18 protein-coding genes and 2 tRNA genes are annotated in these 18,672 nt (G+C 73.6%); 8 read left to right on the plus strand and 12 right to left on the minus strand.

Features of this window, described 5'->3' with window-relative positions; translation table 11 throughout:
• The first annotated feature begins 85 nt into the window (after positions 1 to 85).
• The 5 genes from ACFWN3_RS03830 to ACFWN3_RS03850 are packed head-to-tail and all read left to right on the plus strand — an operon-like array spanning position 86 to position 4,082.
• Positions 86 to 757 (plus strand): DUF4129 domain-containing protein, encoded by a 672-nt coding sequence (locus ACFWN3_RS03830; protein WP_377643599.1) that lies wholly within the window; start codon positions 86 to 88, stop codon positions 755 to 757.
• Positions 750 to 1,205 (plus strand): hypothetical protein, encoded by a 456-nt coding sequence (locus ACFWN3_RS03835; RefSeq protein WP_377643601.1) that lies wholly within the window; start codon positions 750 to 752, stop codon positions 1,203 to 1,205. Before ACFWN3_RS03830 ends, ACFWN3_RS03835 begins: the two co-directional genes overlap by 8 nt.
• Positions 1,202 to 2,167, plus strand: coding sequence for an AAA family ATPase (locus ACFWN3_RS03840; RefSeq protein ID WP_377643603.1), 966 nt, complete (start codon positions 1,202 to 1,204; stop codon positions 2,165 to 2,167). Before ACFWN3_RS03835 ends, ACFWN3_RS03840 begins: the two co-directional genes overlap by 4 nt.
• Positions 2,164 to 3,510, plus strand: a complete 1,347-nt coding sequence (locus ACFWN3_RS03845) for a DUF58 domain-containing protein (protein ID WP_377643605.1) — start codon at positions 2,164 to 2,166, stop codon at positions 3,508 to 3,510. Before ACFWN3_RS03840 ends, ACFWN3_RS03845 begins: the two co-directional genes overlap by 4 nt.
• Positions 3,507 to 4,082, plus strand: coding sequence for a hypothetical protein (locus tag ACFWN3_RS03850; protein WP_377643607.1), 576 nt, complete (start codon positions 3,507 to 3,509; stop codon positions 4,080 to 4,082). Before ACFWN3_RS03845 ends, ACFWN3_RS03850 begins: the two co-directional genes overlap by 4 nt.
• 42 nt (positions 4,083 to 4,124) lie before the next feature.
• Here the strand turns inward: ACFWN3_RS03850 and clpX are convergent, their stop codons facing one another.
• The 5 genes from clpX to ACFWN3_RS03875 form a co-directional block, all read right to left on the minus strand.
• Positions 4,125 to 5,414: an ATP-dependent Clp protease ATP-binding subunit ClpX gene (gene clpX / locus ACFWN3_RS03855; protein WP_377643609.1), complete on the minus strand. Its 1,290-nt coding sequence runs from the start codon at positions 5,412 to 5,414 to the stop codon at positions 4,125 to 4,127.
• Between the two features lie 146 nt (positions 5,415 to 5,560).
• A complete protein-coding gene (locus ACFWN3_RS03860; protein WP_377643611.1) occupies positions 5,561 to 6,154 on the minus strand; it encodes a hypothetical protein in 594 nt (197 codons plus the stop codon).
• A gap of 135 nt (positions 6,155 to 6,289) precedes the next feature.
• Positions 6,290 to 6,934 carry an ATP-dependent Clp protease proteolytic subunit gene (locus ACFWN3_RS03865; RefSeq protein WP_377643613.1) on the minus strand — a complete coding sequence of 215 codons (645 nt, stop codon included), beginning with the start codon at positions 6,932 to 6,934 and terminating at the stop codon, positions 6,290 to 6,292.
• A gap of 29 nt (positions 6,935 to 6,963) precedes the next feature.
• The gene (locus ACFWN3_RS03870; protein ID WP_377643615.1) at positions 6,964 to 7,587 is read right to left on the minus strand and encodes an ATP-dependent Clp protease proteolytic subunit; all 624 of its coding nucleotides are present in this window, start codon (positions 7,585 to 7,587) and stop codon (positions 6,964 to 6,966) included.
• A gap of 129 nt (positions 7,588 to 7,716) precedes the next feature.
• Positions 7,717 to 8,949 carry an MFS transporter gene (locus ACFWN3_RS03875; protein WP_377643617.1) on the minus strand — a complete coding sequence of 411 codons (1,233 nt, stop codon included), beginning with the start codon at positions 8,947 to 8,949 and terminating at the stop codon, positions 7,717 to 7,719.
• Between the two features lie 134 nt (positions 8,950 to 9,083).
• Between ACFWN3_RS03875 and ACFWN3_RS03880 the strand changes: the two genes are divergently transcribed.
• Positions 9,084 to 10,178: a substrate-binding domain-containing protein gene (locus tag ACFWN3_RS03880; protein ID WP_377643619.1), complete on the plus strand. Its 1,095-nt coding sequence runs from the start codon at positions 9,084 to 9,086 to the stop codon at positions 10,176 to 10,178.
• A gap of 36 nt (positions 10,179 to 10,214) precedes the next feature.
• Here ACFWN3_RS03880 and ACFWN3_RS03885 read toward each other — a convergent pair whose 3' ends face one another.
• Positions 10,215 to 12,314 (minus strand): hypothetical protein, encoded by a 2,100-nt coding sequence (locus ACFWN3_RS03885; RefSeq protein WP_377643621.1) that lies wholly within the window; start codon positions 12,312 to 12,314, stop codon positions 10,215 to 10,217.
• Between the two features lie 173 nt (positions 12,315 to 12,487).
• Positions 12,488 to 13,882: a trigger factor gene (gene tig / locus ACFWN3_RS03890; protein WP_377643623.1), complete on the minus strand. Its 1,395-nt coding sequence runs from the start codon at positions 13,880 to 13,882 to the stop codon at positions 12,488 to 12,490.
• 249 nt (positions 13,883 to 14,131) lie between these two features.
• Here tig and ACFWN3_RS03895 point away from each other — a divergent pair, with 249 nt between their 5' ends.
• Positions 14,132 to 15,142, plus strand: coding sequence for a zinc metalloprotease (locus tag ACFWN3_RS03895; protein WP_377643625.1), 1,011 nt, complete (start codon positions 14,132 to 14,134; stop codon positions 15,140 to 15,142).
• Positions 15,143 to 15,205: 63 nt separating this feature from the next.
• Here ACFWN3_RS03895 and ACFWN3_RS03900 read toward each other — a convergent pair.
• Positions 15,206 to 15,279: transfer RNA gene (locus ACFWN3_RS03900), tRNA-Gly, on the minus strand.
• A 102-nt stretch (positions 15,280 to 15,381) separates the two neighbouring features.
• Here ACFWN3_RS03900 and ACFWN3_RS03905 point away from each other — a divergent pair.
• A tRNA-Pro gene (locus ACFWN3_RS03905) sits at positions 15,382 to 15,455 on the plus strand.
• Positions 15,456 to 15,523: 68 nt separating this feature from the next.
• On the opposite strand, the gene ACFWN3_RS03910 is transcribed toward ACFWN3_RS03905, so the two are convergent.
• The 4 genes from ACFWN3_RS03910 to ACFWN3_RS03925 form a co-directional block, all read right to left on the minus strand.
• Positions 15,524 to 16,201: a tRNA (guanine(46)-N(7))-methyltransferase TrmB gene (locus ACFWN3_RS03910; RefSeq protein ID WP_377643627.1), complete on the minus strand. Its 678-nt coding sequence runs from the start codon at positions 16,199 to 16,201 to the stop codon at positions 15,524 to 15,526.
• Positions 16,202 to 16,223: 22 nt separating this feature from the next.
• Positions 16,224 to 17,330: a PP2C family protein-serine/threonine phosphatase gene (locus ACFWN3_RS03915; protein WP_377643628.1), complete on the minus strand. Its 1,107-nt coding sequence runs from the start codon at positions 17,328 to 17,330 to the stop codon at positions 16,224 to 16,226.
• A 158-nt stretch (positions 17,331 to 17,488) separates the two neighbouring features.
• Positions 17,489 to 17,959: a ribose-5-phosphate isomerase gene (locus tag ACFWN3_RS03920; RefSeq protein WP_377643630.1), complete on the minus strand. Its 471-nt coding sequence runs from the start codon at positions 17,957 to 17,959 to the stop codon at positions 17,489 to 17,491.
• Between the two features lies 1 nt (position 17,960).
• On the minus strand, positions 17,961 to 18,578 hold the full coding sequence (locus ACFWN3_RS03925; protein ID WP_377643632.1) for a disulfide bond formation protein DsbA: 618 nt from the start codon (positions 18,576 to 18,578) through the stop codon (positions 17,961 to 17,963).
• Between the last annotated feature and the right edge of the window lie 94 nt (positions 18,579 to 18,672).

Below are 18,672 nucleotides of genomic sequence, written 5' to 3' on the forward strand. Positions count from 1 at the left end.
GGTGTGATTGGGTGTGTCCGTGGTCGACGTTCAAGGGCTCGTGGGGCGGGTGACGAGGCGCCGGTGGGTGCTGGGGATCGGTGCCGTGACGCTCGCCGTCGCCGTCTGGGCCTCGTCCTCCCCCTCCGCCGTGCGCGCCATCAGCGGTCCGCAGCTCGGCGACAACGAGCAGCTGGGGTACGACGACACGCCGAACTGGCTGGCGACCGAGTACCTCGGCGAGCGGTTCGTCGGACCGAAGCGCGCCGCCCGGGACCTCGAGGGGGTCCTCGGCTACGCCGTCGTCGGCGGGCTGGCCCTCCTCATCGGCCTGTGCGTCTGGATGGGGATCCGGCAGCTCCTCCACCGCCCGGGGCGCGAGCCCCTCGCCGCCGCCGACGCCGCGCTCGACCTCGACCTCGAGGAGCTCGCCCGCGCGGTCGCCACCGGCACCGACGACCGCCTCGCGGCCCTGTCGGCCGGCACCCCCGCCGAGGGCGTCATCGCCGCGTGGACCCACCTCGAGGCCGCCGTCCACGCTGCGGGTGTCCCGCTCGGCGCCTCGCGGACCTCCTCGGAGGTCACCGTCGAGGTGCTGCGCCACTTCGAGGTCGACGACGAGACCCTGCACGGCCTGGCCGCGCTCTACCGCGAGGCCCGGTGGTCGCGCCACCCGCTCGACGAGAGCGCCCGCACCCGTGCCGCCGCCGCCTACCGCAGCCTCGACGACGCGGTCCGGGCCGCCGCCCCGACCCCCCGTGGACGAGCCCGTGGCTGAGCTCCGTACCGCCGGACGCCGGGTCTGGGTCCTCGCCGGCGCCGCCGTCGTCCTCGTCGTCGTCCTCGTGGCCACGCGCGGGCTCGTCGCGCTCCTCGCCGCGGCGACGGTCTGCGTCATCGCCGCGTACGTCCTCGGGCTCCCGCCGCTGCTGCGGCCCGACGGGATCGACTGGGACTGGCGGCCGGGCGGCACCACCGAGCTGCGGCCCGAGCCCGGGATCGCCGCCCTCTCCCGGCTCCTCGCCCCCTCGCCGGGCGACACCGAGGCACCCGCCCAGCTGCACCGGCTCGTCGCCGCCCTCGCCGCCGACCGCGCGCCGCACGGCGCTCCCCGCGAGGGCCCGCTCGCCACCTACCTGGCCGGACCACCCCGACGCCTGTCGCCGGCGGAGGCCGCCACGATCATCACCGCACTGGAAGACCTGTCCCCCGAGGAGACCCCGTGACCGACATCCCCACCGCCCACCGGCGGATCACCGACATCCTCGACGAGGTCGACACCGTCATCGTCGGCAAGCGCTCGGCCACCGAGGTGGTCCTGTCGGGGGTCCTCGCGGGTGGCCACGTCCTCATGGAGGACTACCCCGGGCTGGGGAAGACGCTCGCGGCACGCACCTTCGCCCGCGCCCTCGGGCTCGACTTCACCCGGGCGCAGTTCACGCCCGACCTCCTGCCCTCCGACCTCACCGGCTCCTTCGTCTACGACCAGGGCCGCGGGGCGTTCGAGTTCCGCAAGGGCCCGGTCTTCACCGGGCTGCTCCTCGCCGACGAGATCAACCGCACCCCGCCGAAGACCCAGGCGGCGCTCCTCGAGGCGATGCAGGAGCAGCAGGTCACCGTCGAGGGCCAGACCTTCCCGCTCCCCCAGCCCTTCCACGTCATCGCGACGGCCAACCCGGTCGAGTACGAGGGCACCTACCCGCTGCCCGAGGCCCAGCTCGACCGGTTCCTCGTCCGGGTCGCCTTCGGCTACCCCACCGCCGAGGAGGAGTGGGACGTCCTCGGCCGCCGGATGCAGCGCCGCCGCGAGGAGACCGAGGTGCGCCGCGTCGTCGACGCGGAGGAGCTGCTCTCCCTCCAGGCGAGCATGGAGGACGTCACGGTCTCGCCCGAGGTCGGCCGGTACTGCGTCGCGCTCGCCCGGGCGTCGCGTGACCACGAGCACGCCCTCATGGGCGCGTCGCCGCGGGGGTCGCTGGCGCTGCTCCTCGTCGGGCGCGCCTACGCGGTCGTCAAGGGCCGCGACTACCTCACGCCCGACGACGTCAAGGCCGTGGCCCCGGCGGTCCTCGAGCACCGCGTCGTCGTGCGCCCCGAGCTGTGGATGAGCGAGGTGTCCTCGCGCAGCATCGTCGCCGACCTGCTGCGCTCGGTGCCGACGCCCCGCACGGCGGTGCGCCCGTCGTGAGCGGCCGCTGGCGCCCCACCCGGGCGCTCGGGCGGGCCGCGCTCGTCGGCCTCGTCCTCCTCGTGTTCGGGGTCGTCCTCGGCCGGCCCGACGTCGTCGTCATCGTCGTCCCGCTCGTGGCCCTCGTCCTGTGGTCGCTCGCGACCCGGCCGCAGCGCGGACCGTGGGCGACCAGCCGGGTCGAGAGCGAGCTGCTGCGCGAGGGGGAGTCGGCGCCGTGGCGGGTCGACGTCGAGGCGGTCGAGGGCCTGCGCGACGTCGTCGGCCACCTGCCCGGCGACCGGTGGGTCACGACGAGCCCGGTGCACGGCCACGTCGCCGCTGCGGCCGCGCCGGGGCGCTCCTCCGTTCCCGTCGCCGTGATGGTCCGCAGCGAGCGGTGGGGCGTGCGGCGCCTCGGACCCGCGCAGGTCGGGGCCCTCGGCGACTTCGCCTCGTTCGTGTGGCAGTGGCCCGAGCAGCGCGTCGAGACCCTGCCGACCCTCCCCACGCCCGGTACCTTCACCTCGCGCACCGGCCTCCCCCACCCGGTCGGCCTCGTCGGCCAGCACCGGTCGCCGCGGCCGGGCGGTGGCACCGAGCTCTCCGACGTGCGGGCCTTCCGCACCGGCGACCGGCTGCGCCGCATCCACTGGCCGGTGTCGCTGCGCACGGGCACCCTCCACGTCACGACGACCCATGCCGACCAGGACGCCGAGGTGCGCATCATCGTCGACGCGATCCGCGACCTCGGCGAGCGCGACCCCGCTCACGGGGTGCGCTCGAGCCTCGACGTCGCCGTGGAGGCGGCCGGCGCCGTGGCGGCGCACTACCTCTCCACCGGCGACCGCGTGGGCCTCTCGGTCCTCGGCGGCGGCGGCTACGTCGAGCTCCCGGCCGTCGGCGGGCACCACCAGCTCGCCCGCGTCCTCCTCGCGCTCGGGCGTGCCGAGGAGTCGCGCGGCACGGTGCTCGAGGAGCGGGCCCTGCGCGCGCAGATGGCGCGGCCGGTGGCGCCCGGCGCCCTCGTCGTCCTCCTCTCGGCGCTCGTCTCGCCGGAGCCGCTGTCCCACGCCGTGCGGCTGGCGCGCAGCGGTCACGACGTCATCGTCGTCGACTCCCTCCCCGCCGAGCTGAGCGCCCACGACGTCCGCGACGGTGCGGTCTCGGCGGCGACCCGGCTCGAGGACCCGCGGACGGCGCGGCTCGTGTGGCGGCTGCGGCTCCTCGAGCGCGAGCGCGAGGCCCGGCGGTGCGCGCAGGCCGGCGTGCCCGTCATCCCCTGGCGCGGCCCGGGATCCCTCGACACCGTGCTGCGCGGCGTCAGCCGGCGCGCCCGTGCCCCGAGGATGGTGGCCCGATGAGCGACGCGACCGGGTCCGCCGCCACGACGACGGCCGCGGCCTCGCCCGGGCGTCCCGTGCCGAGCCGGGTGTGGCGCGGCGCGGCCACCGGGGTCGTCGTCCTCGCGGGCGTCGCCGTCGTCCTCGCCGGTGGGTCGTCCATCGCGGCGTTCGTGCCCTTCTCTGGCGGCGCCGTGCTCGTGGCGACGATCTGGGCGCTGCGGCGTCCTGGTGGCTGGGGGCCGACGGCGCTGCTCGTCGTGCAGCTGCTCGCCGCCACGGTCCCCTGGGGGGTTCCCGACTCGGCCCTGGACTGGGCGCTCGCGGCCGCCGCCGCGACCGCCGTCCTCGCCACCCACCTCTCGCTCGCGCTCCTCGCGGCGTGGCCGGTGCGCGCCGACCTCCCCCGCGCGACGCTCGCCCGGTGGGTGGGCCAGGGCGCGGCGTTGACGCTCGTCGGGGTGGTCGCGGCGCTCGGGGGCGCGCTCGCGACGCGCACGCCCGTGTCGTGGGGGCCGGTCGTCGGCACCCTGGCGCTCGTCGCGCTGTCGGCCCTGGCGTGGACCGTCAGCCTGACGGCACGGCGCCGCTGACCGAGATTGCGGCTGCGGCCAGGACCGGACCGACCGGAGCGGTCAGGCGGAGCGCTTGCGCGGGGCGCGCTTGCGGCTGGTGTCGTCCTCGTCGTGCCGCACGATCGTGGGGTTGACGTTCTTGTAGACGACCTCGCCGGTGATGACGACCTTGGCGATCTCCTCGTCGGAGGGGACGTCGAACATCGTGGGGAGGAGCACCTCCTCCATGATGGCGCGCAGGCCGCGGGCGCCGGTGCCGCGGGCGAGCGCCTGCTCGGCGACGGCCGCGACGGCGTCCTCGGTGAACTCGAGGACCACCCCGTCGATCTCGAACATCTTCTGGTACTGCTTGATGAGGGCGTTGCGCGGCTCGGTGAGGATGCGCACGAGCGCGGCGTTGTCGAGCGGCGCGACGGTGGTGATGACCGGGACGCGGCCGATGAACTCGGGGATGAGCCCGAACTTCATCAGGTCCTCGGGCATGACCTCGTGGATGCTCTCGGCGAGGTCCTTCGGCGTGTGGAGCTCGGAGCCGAAGCCCAGGCCCTTCTTGCCGTTGCGCGACTCGATGAGCTTCTCGAGGCCGGCGAACGCCCCACCGACGATGAAGAGCACGTTCGTCGTGTCGATCTGGATGAACTCCTGGTGCGGGTGCTTGCGCCCGCCCTGCGGCGGCACCGAGGCGGTCGTCCCCTCGAGGATCTTCAGCAGCGCCTGCTGCACGCCCTCACCGGAGACGTCGCGCGTGATGCTCGGGTTCTCGGACTTGCGCGCGATCTTGTCGACCTCGTCGATGTAGATGATGCCCGTCTCGGCCTTCTTGACGTCGTAGTCGGCGGCCTGGATGAGCTTGAGGAGGATGTTCTCGACGTCCTCGCCGACGTAGCCGGCCTCGGTCAGGGCCGTCGCGTCGGCGATGGCGAACGGGACGTTGAGCATCTTGGCGAGGGTCTGCGCGAGGTAGGTCTTGCCACAGCCGGTGGGCCCGATGAGCAGGATGTTCGACTTCGAGATGTCGACGTGGTCGGGGTCCTTCTTGCCGAGGGCCGACTCCCCCGCCTGGATCCGCTTGTAGTGGTTGTACACCGCGACGGCGAGCGCCTTCTTGGCGACGTCCTGGCCGATGACGTACTGCTCGAGGAAGTCGAAGATCTCGCGCGGCTTGGGCAGCTCGTCGAGGCCGAGCTCGGAGGACTCGGCGAGCTCCTCCTCGATGATCTCGTTGCAGAGGTCGATGCACTCGTCGCAGATGTACACGCCGGGACCGGCGATGAGCTTCTTGACCTGCTTCTGCGACTTGCCGCAGAAGGAGCACTTCAGCAGGTCGCTGGTCTCACCCACGCGTGCCACGGATGCACCTCTCCTCGCTCGGACGAACGAGCCAGACGCTACCTGTCGCGCGGTCCGGCTGCACCCATTGAAGCCGCCACGCGCCGGGCGCGTCGCCCTTGTCCGCTGTCAGCGCAACCTGCCCGCGGCGCTCCCTCAGGACGTCCTCAGGGGGTCGCGCGGCGGCGGGCCCTGAGCAGCAGCCCGATCGTGACCAGCGCCGACGCCCCGGCGACCGGCCCCCACATCAGGGGTGAGCCGACGACGTCGGTGACACCCGACGCGATGACCGGCAGGTCGGCCCGTCGCTCACCCCTGACGGGGTCGGTCCGCACGCCCACGGCCGCCAGGTCCTCGTCGGCGACCGTCGTGCGGGCGCGGGTGCCGCTGCACAGGTCGGACCGCAGCCCGTCGGGGCCCTGGCGCGCGACCACGACGTAGGTGGTCCCCTCGCTGACCTCGAGGCCGCAGGAGGCGCCGGACGCGGCGGTGAGGACCTCGGTCGTCGCGGCGACCCGGCCCTTGCGGACCTCGGTCACGGTGAACTCCTTGGCGACGAGGTCGCCGCTCGAGGTCTGGACCAGGGGGGTGCGGGTCGTCGTGAAGGTCCCGACGAAGACGGCGTCGGCCGCGGCGGCGGCCTCGGCGACGGTGCGGATCTCGGCGCACGAGCACGCGGCGCAGGGCGTCGCCGCGACCGTGGCGAGGGCGATGAGGGCCACGGCGGGGGCGACGGCACGGGTCGGCGAGATGCGGCGCATGCCCCTGCGACGCCGCCGACCCCTCCCCCGTTCCCGGCGCTGCGGGCGCCGGGGCCCGGACGCACGGATGCCGTCCGCTCGGGTGAGCGGACGGCATCCGTGGTGCGGGTCGGGACCCGCCGTGACGCGTCGTCCTCAGACGGTGTTCTTGCGCGAGGCGAGGACCTCGTCGATGAGGCCGTACTCCTTGGCCGCCTCGGCGGAGAGGATCTTGTCGCGCTCGATGTCCTTGCGGACGAGCTCGAGGTCGCGGCCGGAGTGCGAGGCGATGGTCTCCTCGAGCCAGCCGCGCATCCGGATGATCTCGTTGGCCTGGATCTCGAGGTCGGAGGCCATGCCACCCGTCCCCTCGATGGCCGGCTGGTGGATGAGCACCCGCGCGTTGGGCAGGGCGAACCGCTTGCCCTTGGCGCCGGCGCCGAGGAGCACGGCCGCCGCGGAGGCCGCCTGCCCGATGACGAAGGTCTGCACGTCGGGGCGGATGTACTGCATCGTGTCGTAGATCGCGGTCATCGCCGTGAACGAGCCACCGGGGCTGTTGATGTACATGAGGATGTCGCGGTCGGGGTCCTGCGACTCCAGCACGATGAGCTGGGCGATGACGTCGTCGGCGGACGCGTCGTCGACCTGCACGCCGAGGAAGATGATGCGGTCCTCGAAGAGCTTGGTGTAGGGGTCGAGGCGCTTCATCCCGTAGGAGGTGCGCTCCTCGAACTGCGGCAGGATGTAGCGGCTGGAGGGGGCTGGCACGTGGAGGCGGCCGGTCAGGTTGGCGTTCATGTCTCTCTCTCGCGTCGTCTCGGCCGGGGTCAGGAGGTCACGGGGTTGTCGACCCCGGGGCCCGCCATCGTCGCCTTGGTGATGACCTGGTCGACGAAGCCGTACTCCTTGGCCTCCTCGGCGGTGAACCACCGGTCGCGGTCGGAGTCGAGCTCGATCTGGTCGACGGTCTGGCCCGTGTGCTGGGCGATGAGCTCGGCCATCTGCTTCTTGATGTGGAGGAGCTGCTCGGCCTGGATCTTGATGTCGGACGCCGTGCCGCCGATGCCGCCCGAGGGCTGGTGCATCATGACCCGCGCGTGCGGGGTGGCGTAGCGCTTGCCGGGCTCGCCGGCCGACAGGAGGAACTGGCCCATCGAGGCCGCCATGCCCATCGCGACGGTGGCGACGTCGTTGGGGATCCACTGCATGACGTCGAAGATCGCCATGCCGGCGGTGACGGACCCGCCCGGGGAGTTGATGTAGAGCCAGATGTCCTTCTCGGGGTCCTCGGCGGCGAGGAGCAGCATCTGCGCGCAGATGGCGTTCGCGTTGTCGTCGCGGACGTCGGAGCCGAGGAAGATGATCCGCTCCTTGAGGAGTCGGTTGTAGATGTGGTCGTCCAGGCCGGCCTGGGGGCCCGGGCCGGCGGCGACGATCTCGGTGCTGGTCACGCTGGAGACGCTCCTCGCTCGAATCGGGTGCTTCTTGTCAGTGACCCTAACGCCCGCTTCCGGCCCTCCACTCCCGGGTCCGGCCCGTGTTCGCCGTGAGCACAACGCCACCCGCGGGAGCGGGCGCGGTCACCTCGGGGCGTTGCGCGGGAGGCCGTCGGGCTCGCGCACCGAGGGCACGACGCTCAGCGCGAGGACGGCGAGCGCCCCGACGACGAGGAGCGAGTGGAGCACGCCGACGTGGTCGCCGAGGAAGCCGAGGGCCGGGGGCCCCGCGATGAACGCGACGTACCCGATCGTCGCGACGACCGACATCCGGGCGGCGGCGCGCTGGGGGTCGTCGGCCGAGGCGCTCATCCCCACGGGGAAGCCGAGCGCGGCCCCGACGCCCCAGACCGCGGCCCCGACGAAGGTGAGCCAGTCGGTCCCGAAGATGACGAGGAGGGCGCCGACGACGGCGAGGGCGAAGCTGACCCGCAGGACGGGGACCCGCCCGTGGGTGTCGAGCAGGTTCGTGCCGAGGAGGCGGCCGATGGTCATGAAGGTGAGGAAGGTGGCGAACCCGAGGACGCCGGCCCACGCGGGCAGCTCGTGGCCCTCGACGAACGCGACCGAGAGCCAGTCGTTCGCGGTGCCCTCGGTGGCGGCCGCCGCGAAGACGACGACGCCGATGAGCAGGGTGCGCGGCTCCCGCCAGGCGGAGCGCTGGCGGGCGGGGGCGGCGACCTCGGACCCGTCCTCGGCCACGGCCTCCACGGTGCGGGGCAGGAACGAGCGCACGGCCCACAGGCCCAGGGCCACGGTGACGACGACGGCCCCCGCGAAGTGGGCCAGCAGCGGGACGCCTCCCCACGACATCGCGGCACCGATCAGCGCCGACAGGACGGTGCCTCCGCTGAACGCGGCGTGGAAGTGGGGCATGACCGACGAGCCGAGGGCGTGCTCGACGGCCGCTCCCTCGAGGTTCATCGCGACGTCCCACAGGCCGACGCCGAGGCCGATGAGGAAGAGGCCGCCGGCCAGCAGCGGTCGGGGGCCGGTGGCGTCGACGACCGCGCCGACGACGAGCAGCCCGGTGACGGCGACGGCCCCACCGAGCAGGACGGTGCGGGCGGCGCCGAGGCGGTTGCTGACCCGCCCGGCGAGCGGCAGCCCGGTCACCGAGCCCGCGCTCATCGCGAGCAGGACGAGGCCGAGCTCGCCGGCGCTCAGGTCGAGCGAGGCCTTGGTGTCGGCGATGCGGGCGGCCCACGAGGCGAAGACGAGGCCCGCGAGCGCGAAGACGACGAAGACGGCGGTGCGCGCGCTCGTCACCGTGGCGCGCGGGAGGGTGGAGGTCGTGGGGGTCGTCGTGGCGGGCACCGGCGGTGGTCCTTCTGCGGCTCGTCGGGGGGCGGACGGGCGCGGCACGCTCAGGTGCCGCGGGTCGTCCTCAGGGGTGGTCTGCATCGTGGTCGAATCGATTCGATCGAAACGATTCGACTATGGTGTCACCCATGGCCTCGCCCCGTCAACACCGCGCCGCCGGCCGCCCGGACCGGCGCCCGACGCTGCGCGACGTCGCGGACCGGGCCGGGGTCTCGACGTCGACGGCGTCGCTCGTCTTCAGCGGGAAGGGCCCGGTCGCCGGGGCCACCGCCGAGCGGGTGCGGGCCGCCGCGCTCGACCTCGGCTGGTCGGGCCCCGACCCGCTGGCGACCTCGCTCCGGCGCGGTCGCGTCGGCGCCGTGGCCGTCGTCGTCGAGGGCCCTCTGCGCAACGCCTTCCACGACCCCTTCGCGCTCGGCGTGCTCGACGGTCTCGCCGAGGAGCTCGACACCGCGGGGCGCTCCATGCTCCTCGTCGCGCAGCCGCTCGACGACCCCGAGCGCGCCGTGGCCCAGCTCTCGTCCTCCCCCGTCGACGCCGCCGTCTTCCCCCTGTGCGGGGCGCTCGACAACCCGCTCGTCCCCCACCTCCTCGCCCGCGGGGTCCCCATGGTCGGCAGCGGCGCCCCGGTGCACGAGGCCGTCGCGCACGTCCTCACCGACGAGGAGGCCGCGATGGGACTGGCGACGCAGCACGTCCTCGACCTCGGGCACCGACGCGTCGCCCACCTGTCGATGCACCTCGGCCGCCACCCGCAGGCCGGGGTGGTGACCGTCGAGGACCTCGCCGCCGCCGAGTACCCCGACGCCGCCGGTCGGGTGCGGGGCTTCCTCGCGGTCGCGGGCGAGGGCGCGCCGGTCGTCCAGGCCCGCGAGCTCACCGTCGAGGCCGGGACCGAGGCCGCGCTGCTCCTCCTCGACGTCCCCGCCGCCGTGCGACCCACCGCCGTCGTCGCCCAGGCCGACCTCCTCGCCGCCGGAGCCGTGCGCGCCGCCGAGTCGCTGGGGCTGCGCGTGCCCGAGGACGTCACCGTCACCGGGTTCGACGGTGTCGACCTGCCGTGGCTCGACCACGTGCTCACCACCGTGCTGCAGCCCGGGGCCGCCAAGGGCCGGGCCCTCGGCGCCATGGTGCGCCGCGCCCTCGACGGGCTGCCCGTCGCCGACGAGCCGTTCCCCGTGTCACTGCGGGTCGGGACGACGAGCGCCCCTCCCCCGGGCTGAGCCCGGGAGCGGGGCGCGCGGCGCGACGCGACCTCCTCAGCCGCGGACGCGCCGGGTGCTGACGTCCTCGAGGCGGGCCGTGCGGGCCCCCCGGTCGGTGGGCCAGGAGCCCGACCCGTCGGCCCCGGAGGCGGCGAGCGACCGGCCGGCGAAGCCCGGCACGGGGCCGAGGGCCTCGAGGCTGGGGTACCAGTCCAGGGTCCCCGCGACGTCCATGACGACGTGCATCGAGCCGGCGTCGTTGGACAGGCGGAACCGCGAGGTCTCGGTGAGGGGGGCGTAGGTGGAGGCGGCCCGCACCGCGCCCGCGTTGACGTTGAGGATGCTCGCGTCGGGTTGCACGGCACCGGGCTCGGGCGCCCAGACCGACAGGTAGGTGCGGCGGGTGGGCTGGACCCCCGTCGTGTTCGCGACGAGGTAGACGGACTCGCCCTGCGTGGCGACGGACGAGGCGTTGACGGTCCGCTGCGCCCTAGCGGTGAACGCTCCCGTCAGGCCCAGGCCCTTGCGGGTGTCGAGGATCCGGGTCGGGGTCGCCCGCGGCGTGAAGCGGAGCCCGAACGCCGAGTCCTTGAGCTGGATGCCGACGACGTCGACGACGACGTGGACCGAGCCGCTGCTCGTGTTCGAGACCCGGAAACCGGCGCCCTCGGACGAGTGACCCGCCCGGACGACGACCATGTTCGGCGCGATGACGCCCGGCTCGTAGTTGACGGTCGAGGCGGTGGGCCGGGTGCCCTCGCCGCTCCAGACGGTGAGGACGCCGGGCTTGGTCGCGCCGACCGCGGTCACGGTGAGGACGTACTCGACGACCTGCGCGTTGGCCTCGGGGTCACCCCAGTCGTTGAACACGTCCTGCGACTCGCTGCCGGTGAAGGGGTCGTCGTCGTCGCGGCTGTCGTAGACGCGGAAGGCGTCGCCGAGCGGGAGCATCTGGCTGCCCAGCTGCTCCTCGGCCCCCTTCCAGTACCAGCCGAGGACGTCGATGACGGCGTGCGCCGGCCCGCCGTAGTTGTAGAGGGCGATCGTCCCGTCGGCCCCGACCGGGACAGTGACCATGTTGGCGCCGGTCCAGCCCCGCGGGAAGTTGATCGACGACGCGGTCGGACGGGACGTGCCGCCGGGGAACATCGTGAAGTACCCGGCCGAGGTCGTCGCCACGGCGGTGAGGTTGAGGACGACCGCGGAGACCCGACCCGCGGGCACCCCGGCGCCCGCGACGGCGAACGTCGTCGTCGACCCACCGGCGAGCGGCTTGCGGGTGCCGGCCTTGCGGGTGTCGACGAGGCGGACCGGCTTCGTGGGGCCGGCGTAGCTGCCGGTGGAGTCGCTGACGCCGGTCCCGTCGAGGGCGACCCTCGTCGAGCCGATGGTCGTGGCGTCCGGGATGACGAGCGTGGCGGTCGACAGGCCCTCCACCCAGGGCATGAAGCCGACGGTGACGACGCAGCTGCCCCCCGGGGTGACCGTGGTCCCCGCGCACCCGTCGTCCATGATGCCGAAGTCCTCGTCCACGGCTGCCTCGGGAAGGACGACCTCGGCGTCGGAGAAGGTCACCGGGGACGCGCCGTCGACAGCGACGACCACGTCCTCCGTCGCCAGGGACATGAGCGGCGTGTCGCCGAAGGCCACGCGCCGCGCGACGTCGAGACCCGACCACGGACGGTTGGAGCCGAGTCGGACCTGGGAGTCGCCGCACGATCCGGAGACGTCGATCGCCGCTGCGGTGACGTCGGTCCCACCGCCGACCCACTCGTGGATCGTCACCGTGCCGGAGGTGTAGGTGCAGTTGCGGTCCATGAAGGCCGTGGCCGTTCCCACGGTCGAGCTCGTGAGCGTCCCGAGCGGGAACGTCAGCCCGGGAGCGGGCGCAGCACCGTTGGGCAGGATCAGGTGCACGCGGACCATGTTCTCGACGTCGGCCCCCATCTGGACGCTGCTGCCGTTCTGCTCCACGACGACGAGGTCGGGGTCGGTGACCGACCACGAACCCGTCTGGGTGGTCGACCCCTCCGCCGGACGGTAGCCGAAGGCCGTGGTCGTCGCCTCCGACGCTCCTGCGGACGTTCCCGTGAGGACGGCTGTCGCGAGGAGCACGAGCGTGGTGAGCGAGGTGGCGAACGCGCGTGGCGTCATCAGGGGTCCCCCGGGGTCGAGTGGGTGGGGGTTCGTCGACCCCCGCGGCGCGAGACTAGGTCAGCCGCCCACGGACGCGCGCAGGAATCACGCAAACGCGCCGCGAACTGCGAGAACCCGCACCCGGCCGGGGCCGGATGCGGGTTCTCGGGGTGCTGCGGAGTCGCTGCGGGTCAGGCCTTGGCGGCCGTGGCGTCCTCGTCGGCGACGACCTCGGCCTCGACCTCGTCGGTGACGGCGGCGTCCTCGTCGGCGTCGGCGGCGTCCTCGTCGGCGGGGACCTCGTCGGCCTCGACCGGCACGGGCGGCGCCAGCTCGTCGAGGTCGATGACGGTGCCCTCGGTGTCGGTCACCTCGGCCTGGTCGAGGACGGCGGCGAGCGCCTTGCGGCGGGCCACCTCCTGGACCATCGAGGGGATCTGGCCCTGCTGGTCGATGGTCTGGGCGAACTGGTTGGGGTCCATCCCGTACTGCTGGGCGCTCATGACGAGGTACTCGATGAGCTCGGGCTGCTCGACGCGGACCTCGAGCTTCTCGGCGATGGCGTCGAGGAGGAACTGGGCCTTGAGCGCCTTGCGGGTGCTCTCCTGGACCTCGGCGCGGTGCTCGTCGTCCTCGAGGCGGTTCTCGCCCTCGAGGTGGCTGTGGACCTCGGCCTCGACGATGCCGTCGGGGACGGGGATCTCGACGGTCTCGATGAGGTGCTCGAGGAGGCGGTCGCGGGCCTGGATGCCCTGCTCGTACTTCTTGGCCTGCCCGGCCTGCTTCGCGACGTCGGCGCGCAGCTCGTCGAGGGTGTCGAACTCGGAGGCGAGCTGGGCGAACTCGTCGTCGAGCTCGGGGAGCTCGCGGACCTTGACTGACTGCACGGTGACGGTGCACTCGGCGTCCTGGCCCTCCTGGTCGCCACCGGCGAGCGGGGCGGTGAAGGTCTTCGTCTCGCCGGCGGACATGCCGACGAGCGCCTCGTCCATGCCCTCGAGCATGTTCTTCGTGCCGACCTCGTAGGAGACGCCGGAGACGGAGTCGATCTCCTCGCCGTCGATCTCGGCCCGCAGGTCGAGGGAGACGAAGTCGCCCTCCTCGGCCGCGCGCTCGACACCGACGAGGGTGCCGAAGCGCTCGCGGAGGGAGGTGAGCCGCTCCTCGACGTCGTCGTCGGACGCCTGGGCGGGGTCGACCTCGACGGCGATGCCCTCGAGCTCGGGGAGGTCGATCTCGGGGCGCACGTCGGTCTCGACGGTGAACTCGAGGTCCTGGCCGTCCTCGATCGGCACGGCGGTGACGTCGACCTCGGGCTGGCCGATCGCGCGCAGGTTCTCGGCCTCGGCGGCCTCGGCGAAGAACTTGGGGAGCGCCTCGTTGACGGCCTCCTGGATGACCGCGCCACGGCCGACCCGCTGGTCGATAATGCGGTTGGGGACCTTGCCCTTGCGGAAGCCCGGGATCTGGACCTGCGCACCGATGGTGCGGTAGGCGTCGTCGAGCATCGGCTTCAGCTCGGCGAACGGGACCTCGACGGTCAGCTTCACCCGGGTCGGGCTGAGGGTCTCGACGGCACTCTTCACTTCGGGCACTCCACGTGGGGGGTTTCGGGGACGTCTGGCGCGTGCCGGCGGACCGGCCGCGGACGACCGGCGCGACCGGGCCGCGCGAGGGCGGACCGGCATCGGCACCAAGGACCCATGCTAGCCGGATGCGGTGGGGCCTCCCAATCCGTGCCCGCGGGTCGCGGACCCCCCACGGCGCCCCCGGCGGCGGTAGCGTCCCCCGGCAGTGCGCCCCGGACCGGGGCGCCCGACGCAGGAGGAACCCGGATGACCCCCTTCTCCACCGGCGCACGGCGGCTCGCCGTCGTCGTCACCGCCGCCGCAGCCGCGGTGGCCCTGTCGGCCGCCGGCGTGGCGACCTCCGCGAGCGCGAGCGGCGGCTCGAGCGGAGCGGCCCCGTGGTCGACCTCGGCACTCGACTGCACCCCGGGCGGCGTGGCCCTCGGCAGTGGCGCCGGCAGTGCCCGGGTCGCCGACGGCGCGACCGCGAAGGAGCCCAAGCTCTACCCCGACAACGAGGCCAAGGCCTACGGCGTCCTCCCCGACGCGCCCTACCTCGGCGACGGCAGGGTCACCGTCGACACGGTGTTCCACATGGTCTCCGACGACGGCTTCACCCCGGCCGAGACGGCCCGGTGGAACACCCTCATCGCCAACCAGATGAAGGTGCTCAACGACTCCTTCTCGGGCGCCACCTCGCCCGGCGTCGCCTCGAACACCCCGTTCCGCTTCACCCTGACGAGGACGACGTGGACGACCAACCCCGCCTGGTACACGGTCGTCCCCGGAAAGAACGAGCGCGACATGAAGAAGGCGCTGCACACCGGTGACTCGCGCACCCTCAACGTCTACGCGGCCGACATCGGCGGCGGCCTCCTCGGCTGGGCCTACTTCCCCAAGGGCTACAACAACGGCCGCGACTACGTCGACGGGGTCGTCCTCCTCGACGAGTCGATGCCGGGCGGGACCGCCGGCAAGTACGCCCTCGGCGACACGCTGACGCACGAGGTCGGGCACTGGCTCATGCTCGAGCACACCTTCGCCCACGGCTGCTCGGCCTCGGGTGACTACGTCGCCGACACCCCCAAGGAGGCGCAGCCGCAGTTCGACTGCCCGCTCGGCGCCGACACCTGCGCGGCCCCGGGCCTCGACCCGATCCACAACTTCATGGACTACACGCAGGACAGCTGCATGAACATGTTCACGAAGGGCCAGGCCGAGCGGATGAGCGACGCCTGGGTGTCGTTCCGCGCGAGCGGAGTGGGTGGCAAGGGCTGACGCCCCGACCCCCGACGACGAGGGGCCCGGCCCCACCTCTGCGGTGGGCCGGGCCTCTCGGCGTGGAGCGGGTGACGGGAATCGAACCCGCGTAGCCAGTTTGGAAGACTGGGGCTCTACCATTGAGCTACACCCGCGCACCTCGTCGGCGTGCACCGCGAGGGCAGCGATAGCCTAGGGCGCTCGCTCGCGGGAACCGAAATCCGACGCTCGTCGTCGCCCGGACCGGTGCGCGTCCACGGGGTATGGCGCAGGTTGGTAGCGCGTCCGCTTTGGGAGCGGAAGGCCGCCGGTTCAAATCCGGCTACCCCGACGAACGGTTCGAGGTGCTCGGGGGGCGTCCGACGCCGGGCGAACACCTCGACCCGCCGGAGCGGACGCTCAGCGCAGGGTCGCGGTCAGCTCGGTGACGCGGCGCCCGGCCCGCACGCCCTTGGCCTCGAACCCGTCCTCGGGGCGCCACGGCGGGCGCTCCCCCTCGACGACGTCCCAGCGCCCGTGGTGGGCCAGCTGCTCGCGGGCGTGCGCGGCGTACCCGGCGATGTCGGTGGCGATCCGCAGCACCCCTCCGGGCACGAGCCGCGAGGCGAGCAGGGTCAGGGTGTGCTGCTGGACGAAGCGCCGCTTGGCGTGCTTGTTCTTCGGCCACGGGTCGGGGAAGAACAGGTGGACCGCGTCGAGCGACCCCGGAGCGACCCGCTCGGTGACGAAGGGGATCGCGTCACCGGGGTGGACCCACAGGTTGTGCACCCCCGCCTCCTGCGCCAGGGCGAGCATCCGCGCGACGCCCGGCACGTGCACCTCGACGGCGACTAGGTCGGCCTCGGGGTGGGCCGCACAGAAGGCGACCGCCGCCGCGCCGTGCCCCGAGCCGATCTCGAGGACGACGGGCCCGGTGCGCCCGAACGCCTCCGCCGGCACGAGCGGCCCGTCGGGCAGCGAGTGCGCGGGCAGCAGCGTCGCCATCCGCTCGTCGGTCAGCGGGCTGTTGCGCCAGCGCGGGGTGAAGGTGCGCACGCCTTCGCGGGGCGCGTGGTCGAGCAGCGGGTCGGAACCCACGGGGGCGTCCTCTCGGGAGGGGTCAGAGACGTCGGACGGCGAGGGCCGCCCGGTCGTCATCCTCTCCCGAACGGGCCGACTCGCACACCTCGCGGGCGACGTCCCCGCTGCCGAGCACGGCCATCGCCGCGACGCCGAGCATCCGGTCGATGCCGTCCTCGAGGTCGCGGCCGCGCGACTCGATGACGCCGTCGGAGTAGAACAGGAGCGCGTCGCCGCGCTCGAGCCGCCCGCTCTGCCGCGGGAACGCGGCGCCGGGGACGACGCCCAGCAGGGGTCCGCGCCCGCCCTCGAGGAGCGACCAGCGGGCGCGTCCGTTGACGTAGCGCGCCGGTGAGGGGTGCCCGGCGTTGGCCACCGAGTACTCGCCGGTGCGCAGGTCGATGTCGAGGTGCACGGCCGTGGCGAAGCCCTCCTCCCACTCCTGGCGCACGAGGTACTCGTTGGCGGCCCGGAGGAAGTCGGCCGACGGCACGGCGCCGAGCAGCGCCCCGAGCGCCCCGGACAGCAGGAGCGAGCGGGTCCCCGCCCCGGTCCCCTTGCCGCTGACGTCGACGAGGACGACCTCGAGGCGGTGCCGTGACGGGCTGAGGTGGGCGACGACGAAGTCGCCGGAGAACCGCTCGCCGTGGGCCGACAGGACGCACGACACGGCGGTCCAGCCCTCGGGCAGCGCCGGCATCCGGCCGACGGAGGCGATCCGGTCGCGCAGGTCGGCGAACATCCGGTCGCCGCCGAAGCCGCGCGTGCCGACCCGGGCCCTCGACCGGGCCGCCAGCACCATCATGACCATGACCACGCAGATGGCGACGAAGACGAGCGCGAAGCGCAGCAGCCCCAGGTTCGAGCGCGGCCCCCACAGCGCCAGGACGACCGCGACGACGACGTAGATCCGCACGAGCCGCCGGGGCACGAGGAGCAGGCCGGCGATGACGACGACCGGGAAGAGCAGGGCGAACGGGACGTCGGCCGGGAAGCGGATGATGAGGATGCCCAGGACCACGGTGAGCGACGCGAAGAAGACCTCGAGCGTCGGCTCGGACTCGGAGGCCGTGCGGCGCAGGGCGCTGAGGCGTCGCGAGAGGGGCCCGGGTGCGTCGTGCACGTCGAGGCGATCGGCGCCCGCCATTCACACCCCCTCGGGTCCAGTAGGGCCGCGGCCACCCTAACGGCCGCGCGAGAACATCCGGTAGAGGATCCCAGCCCGCCTCGACGCGGCTGCGCGCAGGTCGGCGGAGCCGGTCCGGACGGGGGACCCGGCGCGCGCGACGGCCGCCGGGCGGGGACTCAGGCCGGCAGGGGAGGCAGGGTGCCGTCGGCCTCGTACGCGCCGACCATCTCGATCCGGCGGGCGTGCCGCGGCTCGCCGCTGAACGGCGTCGCGAGGAAGGTCGAGACGATGGCGCGGGCCTGCTCGGGGGTGGTGAACCGTCCCCCGAGGGAGAGCACCTGGGCGTCGTTGTGCTCACGCGCGAGCTGGGCGAGCTCGGGGTCGGAGCAGAGCGCGGCGCGGATACCGGTGACCTTGTTGGCGGCCATCTGCTCGCCGTTGCCGGACCCGCCGAGCACGATCCCCAGCGAGCCGGGGTCGGCGGCGACGGCCTCGGCGGCCCGCAGGACGAAGACGGGGTAGTCGTCGACAGCGTCGTACGCGTGCGGCCCGTGGTTGGTCACCTCGTGCCCCTCCTCCTCGAGGAAGGCGAGGAGGTCGGTGAGGAGCTCCCAGGCGGCGTGGTCGCCGCCGACGTGCACCCGCACGTCAGGCGCCGGTGTCGAAGATCGGGCCGACGGTGCGGCTGCGCTTGAGCTCGAAGAAGCCGGGGGTGTTCGCGACGAGCACGCAGCCGTCCCACAGCTTCCCCGCGGCCTCGCCCTTGGGGGCGGGGCTGACGACCGGGCCGAAGAAGGCGACGCCGTCGACGGCGATGACGGGCGTGCCCACCTCGTCGCCGACGAGGTCGATGGCGCGCTGGTGGCTCAGGCGCAGCTCCTCGTCGTGGTCCTCGGAGGTCGCGGCCTCGGCGAGCTCGGGCGGCAGGTCCAGCTCGGCGAGGGCACCGGCGATCGCCGTCGGGTAGTCCTCCTCGCGGTGGTGGATGCGCTCCCCGAGGGCGTCGTACAGCGGCTTGACGATGTCGTCGCCGAACTTGTCGCGCGCGGCGATGACGACGCGCACGGGACCCCAGCCCTTGTCCATCAGCTCGCGGTACTTCTGGGGAAGCTCCTCGCGCCCCTCGTTGAGGACCGACAGGCTCATGACCGACCAGGTGACGTCGACGTCGCGGACCTGCTGCACCTCCATCATCCAGCGGGAGGTCATCCAGGCCCAGGGGCACAGGGGGTCGAACCAGAACTCGGCGGAGTGGCGCTCGGTCATGCCGTCATCCTGCCATCCGCCGGGGACGCGGCCGGCACCCCGGTCCCCGTCTGAGATGATGGTCGGCGCCGTCGACCCCGACCGGGTCCGAGGC

The sequence above is a fragment of the Oryzobacter terrae genome, from assembly GCF_042756445.1.
Lineage (GTDB): Bacteria > Actinomycetota > Actinomycetes > Actinomycetales > Dermatophilaceae > Oryzobacter > Oryzobacter terrae.